21 protein-coding genes are annotated in these 15,768 nt (G+C 64.7%); 11 read left to right on the plus strand and 10 right to left on the minus strand.

Going from position 1 to position 15,768, the window contains the following annotated elements:
• Positions 1 to 166: 166 nt before the first annotated feature.
• A complete protein-coding gene (locus AABD04_RS20350; protein WP_374640266.1) occupies positions 167 to 919 on the minus strand; it encodes an ArdC-like ssDNA-binding domain-containing protein in 753 nt (250 codons plus the stop codon).
• Positions 920 to 1,061: 142 nt separating this feature from the next.
• Here AABD04_RS20350 and AABD04_RS20360 point away from each other — a divergent pair, with 142 nt between their 5' ends.
• On the plus strand, positions 1,062 to 1,385 hold the full coding sequence (locus AABD04_RS20360) for a hypothetical protein (protein ID WP_032364207.1): 324 nt from the start codon (positions 1,062 to 1,064) through the stop codon (positions 1,383 to 1,385).
• Positions 1,386 to 1,532: 147 nt separating this feature from the next.
• Positions 1,533 to 1,997, plus strand: a complete 465-nt coding sequence (locus AABD04_RS20365) for a bleomycin resistance protein (RefSeq protein WP_052053408.1) — start codon at positions 1,533 to 1,535, stop codon at positions 1,995 to 1,997.
• 24 nt (positions 1,998 to 2,021) lie between these two features.
• On the opposite strand, the gene AABD04_RS20370 is transcribed toward AABD04_RS20365, so the two are convergent.
• Positions 2,022 to 3,416, minus strand: coding sequence for an MFS transporter (locus tag AABD04_RS20370; RefSeq protein ID WP_032364251.1), 1,395 nt, complete (start codon positions 3,414 to 3,416; stop codon positions 2,022 to 2,024).
• Positions 3,417 to 3,501: 85 nt separating this feature from the next.
• Here AABD04_RS20370 and AABD04_RS20375 point away from each other — a divergent pair, with 85 nt between their 5' ends.
• From AABD04_RS20375 to AABD04_RS20390, 4 genes are all read left to right on the plus strand, one after another.
• On the plus strand, positions 3,502 to 4,086 hold the full coding sequence (locus AABD04_RS20375; RefSeq protein WP_032364206.1) for a TetR/AcrR family transcriptional regulator: 585 nt from the start codon (positions 3,502 to 3,504) through the stop codon (positions 4,084 to 4,086).
• A 63-nt stretch (positions 4,087 to 4,149) separates the two neighbouring features.
• Positions 4,150 to 5,367, plus strand: coding sequence for an MFS transporter (locus AABD04_RS20380; RefSeq protein WP_155289413.1), 1,218 nt, complete (start codon positions 4,150 to 4,152; stop codon positions 5,365 to 5,367).
• A 51-nt stretch (positions 5,368 to 5,418) separates the two neighbouring features.
• The gene (locus AABD04_RS20385; protein WP_032364204.1) at positions 5,419 to 5,838 is read left to right on the plus strand and encodes a DUF6153 family protein; all 420 of its coding nucleotides are present in this window, start codon (positions 5,419 to 5,421) and stop codon (positions 5,836 to 5,838) included.
• An 85-nt stretch (positions 5,839 to 5,923) separates the two neighbouring features.
• Complete coding sequence (locus AABD04_RS20390) at positions 5,924 to 6,550, plus strand: DUF305 domain-containing protein (protein WP_341442288.1); 627 nt, start codon at positions 5,924 to 5,926, stop codon at positions 6,548 to 6,550.
• A 104-nt stretch (positions 6,551 to 6,654) separates the two neighbouring features.
• On the opposite strand, the gene AABD04_RS20395 is transcribed toward AABD04_RS20390, so the two are convergent.
• Both AABD04_RS20395 and AABD04_RS20400 read right to left on the minus strand, forming a co-directional pair.
• Positions 6,655 to 8,823 (minus strand): heavy metal translocating P-type ATPase, encoded by a 2,169-nt coding sequence (locus AABD04_RS20395; RefSeq protein WP_341442289.1) that lies wholly within the window; start codon positions 8,821 to 8,823, stop codon positions 6,655 to 6,657.
• Positions 8,824 to 8,856: 33 nt separating this feature from the next.
• Positions 8,857 to 9,087 (minus strand): heavy-metal-associated domain-containing protein, encoded by a 231-nt coding sequence (locus tag AABD04_RS20400; RefSeq protein ID WP_032364250.1) that lies wholly within the window; start codon positions 9,085 to 9,087, stop codon positions 8,857 to 8,859.
• 213 nt (positions 9,088 to 9,300) lie between these two features.
• Between AABD04_RS20400 and AABD04_RS20405 the strand changes: the two genes are divergently transcribed.
• The 3 genes from AABD04_RS20405 (at position 9,301) to AABD04_RS20415 (ending at position 12,174) form a co-directional block, all read left to right on the plus strand.
• Positions 9,301 to 10,413 carry a tyrosine-type recombinase/integrase gene (locus AABD04_RS20405; RefSeq protein ID WP_032405569.1) on the plus strand — a complete coding sequence of 371 codons (1,113 nt, stop codon included), beginning with the start codon at positions 9,301 to 9,303 and terminating at the stop codon, positions 10,411 to 10,413.
• 13 nt (positions 10,414 to 10,426) lie between these two features.
• Positions 10,427 to 10,777 carry a helix-turn-helix domain-containing protein gene (locus tag AABD04_RS20410; RefSeq protein WP_032364201.1) on the plus strand — a complete coding sequence of 117 codons (351 nt, stop codon included), beginning with the start codon at positions 10,427 to 10,429 and terminating at the stop codon, positions 10,775 to 10,777.
• 797 nt (positions 10,778 to 11,574) lie between these two features.
• Complete coding sequence (locus AABD04_RS20415) at positions 11,575 to 12,174, plus strand: hypothetical protein (protein ID WP_341442290.1); 600 nt, start codon at positions 11,575 to 11,577, stop codon at positions 12,172 to 12,174.
• On the opposite strand, the gene AABD04_RS20420 is transcribed toward AABD04_RS20415, so the two are convergent.
• Positions 12,150 to 12,377, minus strand: a complete 228-nt coding sequence (locus AABD04_RS20420) for a hypothetical protein (RefSeq protein WP_341442291.1) — start codon at positions 12,375 to 12,377, stop codon at positions 12,150 to 12,152. The two genes, AABD04_RS20415 and AABD04_RS20420, sit on opposite strands and share 25 nt — an antisense overlap.
• A gap of 243 nt (positions 12,378 to 12,620) precedes the next feature.
• Between AABD04_RS20420 and AABD04_RS20425 the strand changes: the two genes are divergently transcribed.
• Positions 12,621 to 12,779, plus strand: a complete 159-nt coding sequence (locus tag AABD04_RS20425) for a hypothetical protein (protein WP_341442292.1) — start codon at positions 12,621 to 12,623, stop codon at positions 12,777 to 12,779.
• Positions 12,780 to 13,252: 473 nt separating this feature from the next.
• Positions 13,253 to 13,450 carry a hypothetical protein gene (locus AABD04_RS20430; protein WP_341442293.1) on the plus strand — a complete coding sequence of 66 codons (198 nt, stop codon included), beginning with the start codon at positions 13,253 to 13,255 and terminating at the stop codon, positions 13,448 to 13,450.
• 75 nt (positions 13,451 to 13,525) lie between these two features.
• Here the strand turns inward: AABD04_RS20430 and AABD04_RS20435 are convergent, their stop codons facing one another.
• The 5 genes from AABD04_RS20435 to AABD04_RS20455 all read right to left on the minus strand — a co-directional run bounded on the left by AABD04_RS20435 (position 13,526) and on the right by AABD04_RS20455 (position 15,764).
• On the minus strand, positions 13,526 to 13,681 hold the full coding sequence (locus AABD04_RS20435; protein WP_243610786.1) for a hypothetical protein: 156 nt from the start codon (positions 13,679 to 13,681) through the stop codon (positions 13,526 to 13,528).
• Between the two features lie 75 nt (positions 13,682 to 13,756).
• The gene (locus AABD04_RS20440; protein ID WP_094722010.1) at positions 13,757 to 14,062 is read right to left on the minus strand and encodes a hypothetical protein; all 306 of its coding nucleotides are present in this window, start codon (positions 14,060 to 14,062) and stop codon (positions 13,757 to 13,759) included.
• Between the two features lie 190 nt (positions 14,063 to 14,252).
• The gene (locus AABD04_RS20445; RefSeq protein ID WP_094722009.1) at positions 14,253 to 14,861 is read right to left on the minus strand and encodes a hypothetical protein; all 609 of its coding nucleotides are present in this window, start codon (positions 14,859 to 14,861) and stop codon (positions 14,253 to 14,255) included.
• A gap of 397 nt (positions 14,862 to 15,258) precedes the next feature.
• A complete protein-coding gene (locus AABD04_RS20450; RefSeq protein WP_243610789.1) occupies positions 15,259 to 15,432 on the minus strand; it encodes a hypothetical protein in 174 nt (57 codons plus the stop codon).
• The gene (locus tag AABD04_RS20455; protein WP_243610790.1) at positions 15,429 to 15,764 is read right to left on the minus strand and encodes a hypothetical protein; all 336 of its coding nucleotides are present in this window, start codon (positions 15,762 to 15,764) and stop codon (positions 15,429 to 15,431) included. Before AABD04_RS20455 ends, AABD04_RS20450 begins: the two co-directional genes overlap by 4 nt.
• Positions 15,765 to 15,768 lie beyond the last annotated feature (4 nt).

The raw sequence follows: 15,768 nt of genomic DNA on the forward strand, positions 1-15,768 counted from the left end.
AGGCGGCGGCCACGGGTGATGAATGCTCGCCGGGAGCCAGAACCGCAGTGAAAAAACGTCTTCGCTCTTCCACGGTGCGGAGCGCAGCGGAGCTCGATTCGGTGGACACCGCAGGTGGCCTGATCCGCCGGCCGGAACATTTCGGCCGGCGAACCTCCCTGTGCACCTATGCGGCTTGCCCGGTCCCGGTGCCCTCGCCGTCGTCCGACTCGGCGGCGGCAGGATCGAGGGCGTCTGCCAACTCGTGGACGGCGGTCAGCACTGCTTTCGCGGTGGCGGTGACCTGCTCGAGATCTCCTGCTGCCCATCCGGCGATGTAGCCGACGCTGTAGGCGCTGGTGTCGAGTCCGAGCATCCCGGCCAGGACGTAGGCGACGGATTCGGCCTCGACCTCCATCCGGCCCCGGTGCAGGTCCTTTCGGGCTTCGGGGCCGATGAGGTCGGGTGCGTGCATGATCGCGTGCGCTGCCTCGTGGATCATCGTTTTCGCGGCCGCTGCGGGTTCGAGGGCTGCGTCGACGACGATCCGGTGGGAGCCGTCGGTGGTGGTGTAGCCGTTCGCGCTGCTGGGGATCGCCTCGCGGGTGACGGTCCAGCCGCGTCCGGTCATGATCGCGGCCACGCGGTCGTAGATCGCGTCCGGATCAGCGCCGGTGAGCAGCTGGGCGATTTTCTCGGGCTGCGGGTGTCCCTCGATCGGGTCGGTTTGGGAGTGGTCGAACACCGACAGAATCGGGAACGTGGGCACCTTGCGGGTCTCTTCGTCGCCGGTGTCGGGGTCGGTCTCGGTGACGGTGCGGGAGCTGTAGCCGTAGATCCGGATCGCCCTCTCGCCCTTACGGACCTGCCGTCCGCGTTGCTGCCAGGCACGGAATCCGGCGACCTGCGTTGCCTCGGGCTTCTGGGCGAGGATCAGCAGGACGTTGTTGAAGAAGGATGCGGAATAGCATCAGGTGCACGATCGCCGCCTCGCCCGTTGCAGCCGAAACGATCTCACCATGAACTGACCCCCGTTGTGGCCGCACCGGCACGCCATCCGATTCGAGGGCAGACTCGCTCGTATGAAGGTGGAGATCTTGTACTTCGACGGATGCCCGAACTGGCAGGAAGCTGCGGACCGGGTTCGTGCTGCAGCCAGCCTGATCGGACAGTCAGACATCGAGATCGGACACCGGCTGATCTCCTCCGACGCCGAGGCAGCGGCGTCGGCCTTCGCAGGCTCACCGACCATCCTCGTTGACGGCGTCGACGCCTTCGACGATGCCGTGCAACTGACCGAACTTGCCTGCCGCGTCTACTCGACCGACCGCGGCCTGGCGGGTCTGCCGACCGTCGACCAACTCGCCGCGTCGCTGCGATCCAAAGGCGAAGCGTTGCAACGATGAACGCAGCGAAGGGTCGCGTCACGCCGACCCTGTCGAACGCCGAGCGGTAGCGTCCGCGCGGCGACCGTGCACCTCGGCCCGCACGCACTCCCCGAAGGCACGGCAGCGTTCGCTTCCTCGTGCCGTTCATTGGCGTTAGTGTTGCCCATGCGTATGTCCAGAGCGGTCCCCGCACTGCCGGTACGGCACATCGAGACAGCAGTCGCTGTCTACACCCGCTCCTTGGGCTTCACGGCGCAGTACTCCGATCCCACCTTCGCCAAGCTCACTCGAGACGACGTCGAGATCCACCTGTGGGCCGCCGACGACGACAGCTGGAGCAGCCGGCCCGACACCGCACCCTGGCCTGTGTGCAGCGGAGCGGAGACCTTCCTCGCGGGAACGGCCAGTTGCCGCATCACCGTCGACGAGGTCACCGCGCTGTACGACGAACTCTCGCGCGCGGGCGTTCTGCATCCGGCAGACGCCGGCCACCCCGTCGCGACGGACTGGGGGACGATGGAATTCGCGACCGTGGACGGAGACGGCAACCTGATCACGTTCTCCACGAACACTATCCGGACCGAGAGCTCAGTCGTCGACGGTGACGGTGACGCTTTCACCACTTCCTGACCGGCGGTGCCTGGTTTTGCACGATCAGAGTGCGGGGCGTGGCGGGATGACGACGGCGGAGATCATTGCGGCCAGTGCAGCAGCGGCTGCGGCGAAGAGGAACGCGTGTTGGAACCCGGTGTCACCGCCACCCGCGACGAGGCTGAGTGCAGCGATGCTCGAGACGGTGGCCACGCCGATGGATGCACCGAATTCGTGGAAGGTGCTCAGCAGGCCGGATGCGATGCCGGCCTCCTCGGGGCCGATCTGTCCGAGCGCGGTGGCTGAGGCGACGACGAACAGCGCGCCGATACCGAATGCGCCGAAGCTGACGCCGATCGTGGTCGCCGCGGTGGTTGCCCACAGGGCTGGCACAAGTAATCCCAACGCTGCGATGAGCATCCCGGCGGTGCCGAGGATTCGTGCGCCCCAGCGGCCGATGAGGCGTCCGCCGAGGTTCGCTCCCGTCATCGTGGCCACGGCGATCGGTAGGAACAACAGTCCGGTCACGAGGGGGCCGTGCCCGGCGGATTGCTGAAAGTAGAAGGTGCCCAGGAAGAACACTGCGACCATCAGGGCTGTTGCGATCAGGATCACGAACACTCCGGCACCGACGGGACGTCGGCTGAGCAGTCCTAGGTTCATCAGCGGAGAGGACGCGGCCTGCTGTCGCCAGTAGAACAGCAGGTAGAGCGCTGCCGCTGCCCCGGCTGCGGTGAGGGTCTGCGGGTTGGTCCATCCGATTTCACCGGCGACGGTCAACGAGTAGATCGCCGATCCGGTCGCAGCGGTGACCAGCGCTGCACCGAGAATGTCGAGCGCGGGACGCGGCCCGGGAGCTGGGGCGAGGGGCGGAAGGACGCGCAGAAGGCCGAAAATGACGATCAGGCCGACCGGGATGTTGACGTAGAACACCCACGGCCATCCCGGTCCGGCGGTGATCAGGCCACCGAGCAGGACACCGACCGCCGCGCCGCCGCCGCCCAATGCCGACCAGATGCCCAGGGCGCGGTTGCGTTCGTCGCCGGCGAACAGGCGCACCACCACCGACAACGCCGCCGGTGAGAGCATCGCCGCGCCAATGCCTTGGACAATGCGGCCGCCGAGCAGGAACTCGGCATTGGCAGCCAGTCCGGCCGCTAGCGAGCCGGCGGTGAAGACGGCCAGGCCGGCGAAGACGATTGGTTTGGACCCGAACAGGTCCGCGCTACGCCCGCCGAGGAGCATCAAGCCGCCGAAGGTCAGGGTGTATGCGGCGACGACCCACGTCACCGCCTCCCGCGAGAGGGCCAGGTCCATGCCCATCTGCGGTAGCGCGATCGCGACCACTGTGACGTCGAGGATCAGCATGAACTGCGCTGTGCCCAGCAGGGCCAGTGCGAGCCATCGCTTCGGGTGAAGCCCTTCGCCCGCTTCCGGTGTCGTTTTCGACGTGGTCACCACTGCCTCCTAAGTTGTACATAGTTGTTTGAGTTGGACACTGGTACCGTAACTCATACAAACGTGTTCGGGAAGTGAGGGTTCTATGACGACCGATACGTCACAGGTAGGCGGTAAACGAGCCGACGCGGTGCGCAACGTCGAGCGCATCCTCGATGCTGCGATCGTCTGCCTGTCTCGGCGGCAGAACGCCACGATGAGCGATATCGCACGGGAAGCCGGTCTCGGGCGGGTGACGCTCTACGGTCACTTCGCTTCTCGCCCAGCGCTCATCGATGCCGTGGTGGCGCGTGTGATCGATCGCGGTGAGCAGACGTTGGCTGCGGTCGATCTGGGTGGGGATCCCCGAGAAGCGTTGTCCCGGCTCATTCACAGCAGCTGGGAGCTGGTGGACCGGTCACGATCGGTCATTGCCGCCGCCGAGGAAGAACTCCCCCCAGCGCGTATCCGCGAGCTTCACGACGGCCCCGCGAGCCGGGTCGAATCGTTGATCGAACGCGGACGCAGTGCAGGACTGTTTTCACGTGACATGCCCACCTCGTGGCAAGTCGCCGTGCTCCATCAGGTCCTTCACGGTGCCGGAGCCGAGATAGCAGCAGGGCGGCTGGATTCGATGGACGCACCCGATCTGATCGTGAGGACCATCCTTGCTCTACTCGACACCCATTGAGGCTTGGGCGCACCACCTTCCGCTCGGTTGGTCGCACACCGTCGGTTCGGTCGGCGTAGATCGGTGAACCGCCGCCCTCGTTCACGCAAGACCTTGCCGTTACCTGTGGCGTTGTCGACGGCGGCGGGCGTCCTGGTTGTGTCGTTGTGGGCGAGCGGCGCGCCGTCGATGGTCTATCCGCTCTTAGCGGATCGGTGGCGCGTAGGTGAGGTCGTCACGACCGCGTTGTTCGCTACCTATCCGGTAGCGCTGGTTCTCGCTCTCGTTGCATGTGGGTCTCTCTCGGACTCGATCGGGCGACGCCGCGTACTGCTTGCCGGCGTCGGCATGGTCGCCGTCGGCACTGCGCTGTTCGTGGTCACAAGCGGTCTCGTCCCGATCTTCATCGGCCGCACTCTTCAAGGACTCGGGGTCGGTATCGCGATGAGTGCGGCCAGCGCCGCACTCGTCGAGTTCGCACCGCGCCGCACCGCGGCACTGTCCACTTCCGTCAATACGGCGGCGACGGCCAGCGGTACCGCACTCGCGCTCGTTGTCGGCGGTGCGCTCGTGCAGTACTCCGCCTTGCCCACCACGTTCCCGTTCGCCATCTTGCTCGGCGTGACGATTGCTCTGCTGCCGCTGGTGTGGTTCCTCCCCGAGGAGGCCACGCGCAGCAATGTTCGATGGCGGCCCAGTCGGGTGCGAGCACCCGCGAGAACTCGAATGCAGTTCGCCATCGGTGTTGCTTCCCTCACCGTGGCCTTCATGATGGGCGCGGTGTTCATCGGGCTCGGTGCGCAGATCGTGAGGGATCTCGTCGGTACCGTCGACGCTTTCGTCGCCGCGTGCGCACTTGCGTGTTGGGCTGTTGCCATCGTTCCCGCGTCCATCATCGCCCGCCGCGGTTCGCCGACGTCCGCATCTTTGGCCGGTTCGGTGCTTTCCGCCACCGGGTCTGTCACCCTCGTCGCCGCAGCCAACGTGGACTTGCTCACAGTCTTCCTGCTCGCTGCGGTCATCAGTGGGGTGGGGTACGGCCTGATGTTCTACGGCGGGCTCGGGATGGTCGTCGCAGCCTCCGAGGCCGAGACGCGGGCCGCGACACTGTCGTTGATGTACTTGGTGGCGTACCTGTCGCAGGGTCTCACTGCGGTTGGGATCGGTGCGCTCGCAACCTTCTGGGGGCTCGACAGGGCGATCGTGGTGGCGATGCCGACGCTCGCAACACTCAGTGTCGCGAGCGGGGTGTTGGTTCACTGGTTCGCACGACCGAGAGCTGACGTCCGACTGGCCAGCTGAACGATGCACCGACGCTACCCCTGGGGGGTATGCCCTGTTACCGCCGAGAGCATGAACTCGACGATTCGTCGCACTCGACGGGGCACAGCCTCGGCGATCGGATTGTTGATTGCAGTGACGGTGTTCGGGGTGTTGTTGATGCATTCTGTGACACCGGCATCGTCGATGGCTGGCCCGATGTCGGAGTCGATGACCGGTGGTCATGCCGCGATGGCGTCGACAGCCCCGGGCAGTAGCTCGGCTTCGGTGATGTTCGGGGAACACGATTGTCCGTCGGCGCATCAGATGATGCATCCCTGTGTGGGAACTCCGGTGTCGTGGGCCGCGTTGTCCGTCCCGACGATGAGCACCGAGACAGGCCAGTCGCCGACAGCGGTGGACGGGATCGCCGGGCGCACAGACTCCATCCTGGAGCGCGCACCGCCGTGGACCTTGTGGGAGTTGGACAGATCGGTGACCTTGCGAGTGTGACAGGGAGCCCGGCAGACGCGTGTCTGTCGGCGGATCGAACGACATCGAATCCTCTGTACTACTCACTCTTGCAAGGAGTTTCCTCATGCGTACCAAAGTTGTTGCCTCGATCGCTGCTGCTGCCGCGAGCGCGTTCCTCGTCGTCGGCTGTAGCGACAACTCTTCCGAGTCGTCGATGGATGGCCATTCGATGGGATCGATGTCCTCGACGCCGGCATCGTCCGCTCCGGCGAGCTCGACGGCGCAGTTCAACGATGCCGACGTGATGTTCGCGCAGATGATGTACCCGCACCACGCGCAAGCAGTCGAGATGGCCGACTTGGCGAACGGCCGCACCGACAACCCGGAGGTCCTGTCACTGGCATCGGCGATCGCCGCCGCGCAACAGCCCGAGATGGACCAGATGACCACCTGGCTCACCGAATGGGGCCAGCCCATGCCCGACATGGACATGGGTGACATGGGCGGGATGGACCACAGCTCCGGCAGCGGCATGATGACCGCTCAGGACATGGACGCGTTGATGGCAGCGTCGGGACCGGAATTCGACCGCCAGTGGTTGACGATGATGATCGCCCACCACACCGGTGCCATCGAGATGGCGAACACCGAAATCGCGGACGGTTCCAATCCTGACGCCCTGGAGATGGCACGCGCCATCGTCGCCACTCAGCAGCAGGAAATCGAGACCATGCAGCGGCTGCTCGGCTGACCCGGCCCGCCACACAACGATGGCCGCATCCTCTCCGGCGGAGAGGGTGCGGCCATCAGCGTTTCGCAGTCGTCAGGGCTGCGTTTCCGGTACGAGATCAGCTCTCACAGTGACGGTGTGCGCTGCGACGGAGGATTGGAACTCCCCTCGTTCAGCGCTCCGGCGATGGTGTCGGGCGTGAGGTCGAGTCGCCGGAGCAGCTGCGCGTTCGCGGCGACGATGATCGTTGACAGCGACATCAGGATCGCGCCGATGGACATGGGCAGTACGAACCCGACCGGTGCGAGCACTCCTGCCGCGAGTGGGACTGAGATGAGGTTGTATCCCGCTGCCCACCAGAGGTTTTGCTTCATCTTTCGGTACGAGGCGCGCGAGAGTTCGATTACCGACAGCACCGACCGCGGGTCGTCGCTGGCGAGGATCACTCCGGCCGATGCGATAGCGACGTCGGTGCCGGCCCCGATCGCGATACCGACATCGGCTTGCGCGAGCGCTGGGGCGTCGTTGACTCCGTCGCCGACCATCGCCACCGTACGTCCTTCGCCCTGGAGTGCAGCGACGGTGTGGGACTTGTCTTCCGGCTTCACCCCGGCGAAGTAGCGGTCCACACCGAGTTCGGTCGCGACGGACTTCGCGACGGCATCGGCATCACCGGTGATCATCACGACGGTGATTCCGCGGGCGTGGAGTGCATCGATCGCGGTGCGTGATTCTGACCGGATCTCGTCGGCGAGCGCGAGTGCACCGATCACGGCCCCGTCGGCGAGGACGTGCAGGATGATCGCCCCGTCACCGCGCCACCGGTCGGCGACGGCGAGTTCGGATCCGTGTTCCTGCTCGAGCAGCGCGGGCCCGCCGACCTGTACGCGGGTACCGTCGACATTCGCAGAGACCCCGACAGCGGGGGACGACTGGAAGTCAGTGGCCGCCGGGACGGTCAGGTTCCGTGATCGTGCGGCACCGATGATGGCGCGTGCGAGTGGGTGCTCTGAGTCGGCTTCTGCGGCAGCAGCCAAAGCGAGGACATTGTCGGCGGTGCGCCCGTTCGTCACCTCGATTGCGGTGACGGTGGGTTCACCCTTGGTGAGGGTCCCGGTCTTGTCGAAGAGCACGGTGTCCACTGTGCGCATGGTTTCGAGTGCGAGCCGGTCCTTGACCAGAACGCCGCCGCGGGCGGCGCGTTCGGTGGCGATGGAGACCACCAGCGGGATCGCGAGTCCGAGTGCGTGCGGGCAGGCGATGACCAGCACGGTGATGGTGCGGATGACGGCGTCGTCGGGCATCCCGACCAGGGTCCACACGGCGGCGGTGATGATCGCGGATCCGAGAGCGAACCAGAACAGCCAGCCGGCGGCGGTGTCGGCGATGCGCTGAGCGCGCGAGGTCGAGTTCTGGGCGTCGGCGACGAGCCGGCCGATGCCGGCGAGGGCGGTGTCCTCCCCTACTGCGGTGACCTGGATGCGCAGGCCGGAGTCGGTGGCGACAGTGCCGGCGATGACCTGGTCGCCGTCGCTGCGGCGGACGGTGCGTGATTCGCCGGTGATCATCGATTCGTCCATGCTCGCCGATCCGGAGACGATGGTGCCGTCCGCGGGTACGCGTCCGCCGGGGCGGACGACGACGAGATCACCGAGCTGCAGCTCGGCCGGGGATACCTGCACTACGTCGTCGCCGTCGACGCGTTCGGCGGTGTCCGGGAGCAGTGCTGCCAACGAGTCCAGGGCGGAGGTGGTCTGAGCGAGGGATCGCATTTCGATCCAGTGCCCGAGCAACATGATCACGATCAGCAGGGCAAGTTCCCACCAGAAGTCGAGCTGATGATCGAGCAGGCCGAGGCTCGCTCCCATCGACGCGACGAATGCGACGGTAATCGCGAGGGCGATGAGCAGCATCATTCCTGGTGCACGTGAACGGATTTCGCTGACTGTGCCGGTGAGGAACGGGGAACCGCCCCAGACATACATCACGGTGCCCAGTACCGGGGAGACCCACGCGATCCACGCTGCGTCGGGCAGCGAGTATCCGAGGAGCATCGCGAACATGTTCGAGGCAACGATCACCGGGACGGCGAGGACCAGCATGATCGCGAACAGGCGACGGAACATGCCGACGTGATCGCCGTGACCGGCATGGCCACCGTGCCCGGTATGGCCTTCGTGTTCAGTCTGCTCGCCGTGTCCGGTGTGGGCTGCGCTGTGTCCAGACGGGTCGTGGCCCGACTGTGTGCCCGCTGTCTCGGCCACGCCGACATCGGCGTGTGTGTGGTTGTTCATCGTGCGAATCCTTCTCTCCACCGAGTTCAGCGGCTACGCGGTGCGTGAATCTGCGGGTTGCGGTTCGGCTGTGTATCCGGCATCGCGAACGGCGGCGACGACCTGGGCGTGGTCGGGCTCATCGGCGCTTGTCACCGTCAGCGTCCCCGCCGACGCCGATGCTTCGACCGTGTCGACCCCGGCCACAGCACCGACTTCTTCCCGGACCGACGCCTCGCAGTGTCCGCAGGTCATGCCGGTGACTCGGTAATTCGTGGTGATCATGAGGTACTCCTTCATCTTGAATGATACCCCCAGGGGGTATCTTGCGACGATTCGGACCATACCCCCTCCCCGTACCGTTGAAAAGGGGGCATCCATGTCACAACCGCCTACTTGCATCTGCGTCGATCTCCGGGGGCGGCCGCGGGCTCGTCGGTCATCAGCAGCTGAAGAGCATCACGTGAACATGCATCGAATGACTGTTACATTCATCCAGTGCCGGTCGACCCTGTTGCCAAAAAGCCCGCGTCCGACGCCAAAGGTTCCGCCGACCGCTTCCTCAGTGATGGCGTCGTATTACTGGTTCCGGAGGAAACGGTCCTGGAAGGAATGATCGACGGATGGGAGACGCAGCAACGTGCGCGGATGCTCGCAAACTTGACGATCGAGCGACGGACACAGATCGTGCGGAGGCTGGTCGCATTCACGAACGACTACCCCTGGAACTGGTCGTCGATGGACGTCGAGGAGTGGACCGCACATCTTGTCGATTCGGGGGTCGCTCACTCGACTGTGCGGCTCTACCAGATGGCCGCGTCGCTGTTCTGCGCCTACATCACTGATGTCCGATATCGGTGGGATGAAGTGTGTCAGCGATACTTTCGCGTTCACCCGGTGCAGGTTTTCCACGAATGGAACACCGTCGTCCACCGCGGGGAGTACGAAGGTCGACCAGGAAACCGGCCACTGACGAGGGACGAGTTACAGGCCTTCTTCGACTACTGCGATGAGCGGGTGAACCGGGTTGGGTTGTCCGGCCGCAAGGGATGGCTTGCCAGTTACCGAGACGCGACGTTGTTCAAGGTCATCTATGCCTGGGGGCTGCGTCGCCGCGAGGCAGCGATGTTGGACATCGTGGACTGGACCGCGAACTCCGCGGCCAAAGAGTTCGGCCGCCATGGCGCATTGTCGGTTCGCTACGGCAAAGCCCTCAATGGAGGGCCACCGCGCCGCCGAACGGTACTGACCACGATGGGGTGGGCCGCCGAAGCCGTCGCCGAGTGGGTCACCGAGATTCGGCCCCTGTACGACACCGACCATCTCGCCATGTGGCCGACAGAACGTCGGGCACGCGTCGGCACCGAGTCGATTTCGCACCGTTTCGCCGAGTACCGGGACGCAATCGGACTGGAGAAGCATCTCGGTCCGCACTGCCTACGGCACTCGTATGCGACACACCTACTCGAAGACGGTTTCGACCACCTGTTTGTTCAGCAACAACTCGGACACTCCTGGGGATCTACCACCGCGATCTACACCAGCGTCGGCACCGACTACAAGAACAATGCCCTCCGACGGGCATTGGACCGAGCGTTCACCGCAGAGTAGGACGGAGACAGGGATGCAACAGCCACGCTTGAACTACGACTGGCACCTACGCCGACTGTTGGCCGAGAGGGGAATATTCGCGACGACCGGTTTGGGACCGCTGCTTGCCGAGCGCGGGATCAGTTTGTCCGAAGCTCAGGTGTATCGCCTGGTCACTGGAACGCCGGAACGCCTCAGCCTGCGTACCCTCGCGGCGCTCTGCGACATACTCTCGTGCACACCGAACGATCTGATCGAACCAGTCGCCGAACGGGCGACGGTGCGAGCGACCGGTACAACTACCCATCGGCCCAAGACCGCAGCAACACCATCCGACGCGAAGACGCGCACACCACGGCGAGCGGAAATCAAACGTAAGAAGTGATCAATACTGTTTGTGTACTGTGCAATTCAGTCGTAGACCGCGTCCGGGTGTGCGACCGCTGCAGGAAAAGACGACGACAGCATCGCGGCGCGTGCACCGGCTGCACGAAACCCGACAAGCTGTTGGACGACAACGCATTATGCCGATGGTGTCGCGAGAAGGCGCAGCGAAGCTGCCCGCGGTGCCCCAGCGTCGGTCAGCCCCTGATCGCCATGGACGGCGAACGCATGTGCGCGCGATGCGCGCTCCGCTGCCACCTCGAGCACGTCTTACCACCGACTGCCGACGGGCCCCTGGAACCACTTCGTGACGCCATAATGCAGGCTGAACCGACGACCACACGGCGATGGCTGAACCGCAACACGGACCTATTGCGCGGCCTCCACGACGGCACCATTCCCCTCACGCACGAATCACTCGACCTGCTCCCTCGGCCCAAGTCGGTCGACTACCTCCGATCACTCCTCATCGCTACGGGCATCCTCGACCCCGACGTGCACCGTAGTCTCCGGCGGCTCGAGACGGAGCTCCCGCAACTCCTCAGCGGACTCGACACAGGCCATCGCAAGCTCGCTAGCCAGTGGACGCACTGGGCTGTACTGCCGCGTTTGCGCGGACTCGAAACGCACCGACCGATCGGCACCGCCGTACAGAACGCACGTTGCCAGATCCTCCAAGTCATTCAGTTCCTCAACACACTCGAACGACGAGGAACCGAGATGCCTCGATGTGCGCAATACGACATTGACGCCTGGTTCGCAGAGCCCGGTGCGTCCCGATGGCACATCCGCCCGTTTTTGAGCTGGGCACAAAGAACACGGCACCTATCGAAAGAGATTGCCCTCCCGAAAGAGCGTCGAGCCCATGCAGAACTACCGACCGACGCCGAGGATCGCTGGCAGATCGGCTGGCGCCTTATCCACGACGAGTCACTCGACCCGGTAGATCGACTGGCCGGTGCGCTGGTCGCCCTCTACGCCCAGCCGCTACGGCGAATCGTCAGCCTCACCACAGCCGACGTGATCGCCACCGCGACAACCACAGGTCTACGACTCGGTCCCACCGACGTCCTCGACCTGCCAGATCCGTTCGCAGCCATCGCCCGAAATCTACCCCTCAAGCGGCGCACCGGAACTGCGGAACAACTACCTACGACATGGCTTTTCGCAGGTGGCCACGCAGGCAAACCGTTGAGTGCAACCAGTCTAGGAAACAGGCTGCGCGCCATTGGAATCGAGCCCCGAAAGCTACGACTGTCCGCCACCGAACAGCTAGCCCGTGAGCTCCCGCCGAGTGTGCTCGCGGGAATCCTAGGGCTCAACGCTCATACCGTCGCCAAACACACCTTCAAGACGAACGGCCAATGGGCAAACTACGCCGCCGACCGCCGACCCTGAGCGACGGCATTCGCACCCCCGAATACACCATCCCTGCCAGTGCTGTAGGAGTGGAACGAGGCCACGTGGTCGAGGTACGCGCGCAACGTGTCGGAGCTGGTCAGCTCGGCCACCTTGTCGGTGATCGAGGCGTGCAGTGATGCCGCCAGCTCGCGGCGTGCTTCGACTTTCTCCGCTGCGCTGGTCTTGGTCCGTGATGCCATGACTGGCCCCTCTCCCTCGTGACCGGTCCCCCGGCCTGCTCTGCCAATTTCTTGTCGCCGTCATCTGGCGTGAGGAGAGACAGCAGCGCACGGGAACGACGGGGCAACCCCGCGTCTCGGACAGTTTTCGTGGGAGCGCAGCGAGTACGGGACGAAAAGTGTTCGGAGCCTTCGGCCGTAGCGCAGCGGAGCGAGGGGTTGAGGCGGCGGGCACGGGTGATGCAGTATCGCCGGGAGCCAGATGTGCGACACGAAATCGATGTCTTTCGCGGTGCGGAGCGCAGCGGAGCTCGGTTCGGTGGACGCCCGCAGGGCGGCCTGGCACCGCCGGCAGGCGGAATGCGAGACCGCTCGTCGACGTCGGCGGGTGACCACCTCCCACCTGCGGAGCTCGCGCGGTGACTGTGCGGGAGCGACGGAGACCGACCACGCTCGGTGTCGCGGCAGCTCAAAGACCCTGGATACATTCTTTTGTCGAACATTTATCTATTCCGCACAATTAATCGCGAATATGCGGAAACGAATCAGAGATATCCGCTGCTTTTAATCCGGCAATAATTCGCGCTCGATAAGTACGCGATTAAACTTATAAACCGCTTTTGACCTGCGAATATGTGGCGACTGCGCTTTCTTCGAGAGGTTGCGAAAAGGCCCTCGATATGGGACCCTAATGGAGGCGAAGCAATCGCTGAGCCAAGATATCGAGAATCCAACCGAAAGGCCGATATGCCACACGTGTGCGCAAATCACTCCAACAACGGGACGGAATTTCACAACGAGAGGAAACTATTATGGCTGCAGAGAAGAATGATGGGTCCGAGACCGGGCGAGCAGGCTGGAGAGGATGGTCCGCGAGGTTCAAGGGTTCACGACCCGTGAGGACCTTGTCGACACTGGCGCAGGTGCACTGGCGGATTCAGCTGGTGTGCCACATGTTCGGTGTCGATGTGCCGTGGCAGGGTGACGAGGTTTCGTCTCCTGTGTGGGCAGTGCTGCTGGCGGTCTGGGATGTGGTGGGTCCGTGGGTTCACGGAGCCGTTGACTTGCTGATCGCTTGGTTGCAGTTGTTCTAAGGCTGATAAGTAGAAGCACCAGGATCCGGTGGCCGTTCACGGTCACCGGACTTTTGGTTGTAGGGGTTGGCGGATTCAGCAGTGTCGCGCGTGGCGGCTGCGGTCGTTGGCCGTGGCGTTCGGTTCCGATTGGGGCCGGGCGTTGTTCAGTTCCACGAGCGCGAGGAGTCGCGCTGTGTTCGCTGCGATCTCTGCTGGTAGCGGTGGGCCGGTGAGTGTTCTGATTCGCATGAGGGCGAGTATTGCAGTGGGGACCGACAGAGTCGTTCTCTCGCAACGCTTTCAGGTCTGTTCCCCTTGGCCTGCCTATAGGTAGAGCAGGTGGGTGGCGGTGCCGTCGAAGTGTTCGAGGTTGTCCAGGACTCCGGTGTAGTTGCCGGGTCGGCACGCTCCGAGACTGACGATGAGGGCGCATTCTCCGTCGATGGTGACGAGGTACGTCGGTGGGGTGTTGGTGGGGCTGGTGTCGGCGTGGGCCTGGGCGTCGAGGAGGGCGTAGCGGACGGCGTCGGCAGCGGCTCGTTTCGATGCGTCGAGGCTGGGTTCTGCTCCTGCGGCGGTAATGGTTTCGGGTTGGCGGTCGGGTCGGGTAGTGACGGTCCAGGTGATCATCGGTGTCGTGTTCCTTCGGGTGGGTGAGCCGGGCGGCGCGAAAGTGCGTTCGGCTTCCAGCATCGCGTACCGAGCGCCAGCGAGGTCCGCGATGCGCAGGCATTTTCCGGAATCTGGGGATAGACGATCCGCCTGTGGATGGATACGACTCGGCCCCGGGACCGTGTCGGGTCCGGGGCCTGCGGGCGTCTCAGAGGCGGCGTCGCCAGGGTGCGGCCATGTCCTCCTGGTGTTCGCGTTCGGCGTCGTCGAATGCGTCAGTGAGGGTGGTCGGGTCGCTGAGGTACTGGTCGCCGTCGGTGAAGATCGCGACGGCCATACGATGCACGTTGCGGAGCTCGTCGAGCATGGTGACGTAGCCGAGTCGGTCGATGATGCGCCAGGTGACCGGTCCCATGTGGACCTCGACCCAGTGCATGGTGCGTCGGCGGGCGGGAACGTACTGCTCGCGTGGGGTGACGGCGGTTTCCGGTGGCGCAATCCAGACCACGGACATGGCGGCGCGGGCGTAGTCGTCGCCCGGTCCCCCGGTCTGGGGTGCCTGGTTGTCGATGCGGCCGATGAGGGTGCGGGCGTCGGCCAGTCCGGCGATGAACGCGTGGACGGCGGCGGCGGAGCGGAAGGTCATCATCAGTCGGTTGAAGGTGACGATCATCTGGGCGTCGTCGGTGGCGGCGGCGTGGACGTTGACCACGGCTTTCTGGCGGCCGACGATGGTGGCGGTGGTGTGGGTGACCACTGCGCCGTAGTTGTCGGTGTCGGTGCTGCTGTGGGCTTTCTGGGCGGTGGTCTTCGACATCTCGCGCTCCCCTGCTCAACGTGACGAACCGGGTGGCCCGCCAATTTTTTTGCCGTTCTGGCAGGGGAGAGTTGGACCGGCATGAGGGGGCCGGAGTGCAATGGTCGGGCCGGAAAGTTTTCAGCCGGAGGCGTCTGTGAAAAGTTTTCGGAGCCCCTTGGGGCCGGGAGCGCAGCGGACGCCGGCGGTTGCGCGGAGGTCACCGCCGGTCAAAATCGGAAGGCCAGAAGGGAAAACAAGAATTCTTTTCACAGGACGGAGCGCAGCGGAGTTCGATTCGGTGGACGCCCGCAGGGTGGCCCGGACCTGCTCGCAGCGCTCCTTCTCGGTGAGGCAATAGAGAAGGCCCGCACCCTGTGGGGGTACGGGCCTTGTCGGTCTGCGGCTGTGGCCGGCGTCAGGACTGTTCGGCCGGTGGGGTGGTGGGGCGCCCTTCGGCGGCGTCGCGGATCCATTGGGGTACCTCGCGGCCGCTGCGTTCACGGAGTGCGATCGAGGCGCGGGCTGCTGCGGCAGCGACACTGCGCCGTTCGTTCGGGGTCCAGGTCTTGCGGGCTTCTGCGGTGGTCATCGTGGGTCCTCCTGCTCGTTCTGGTTGTCAGTGTCCTCGGTTTCGTCGGGTTCCGCCAGTGCACGTCGGGCGGATCGGTCAGCGACGGCGACGAGGACGTCTTGCTCGGTGGTGGTGATGAGCGGTGAGTCGGTGACGGTGGCGTAGATGTCCCATCCGAGCTCGGCTTCGGCGGGGTCGGCGCTGGTGGTGCGTTCGAGGCACCAGGTGATCCGTTGCCAGGCTTGGGCGCGTTTGTCGGCCACGGTGCGTTGGCGGACTGTCAGGGCGACGCCGACGACGGCGAGGACGCCGACGATCAGGGTGGCCCATGACGGTCCTATACATGTCAAGCGA

Source organism: Rhodococcoides navarretei (assembly GCF_038069675.1).
GTDB lineage: Bacteria > Actinomycetota > Actinomycetes > Mycobacteriales > Mycobacteriaceae > Rhodococcoides > Rhodococcoides navarretei.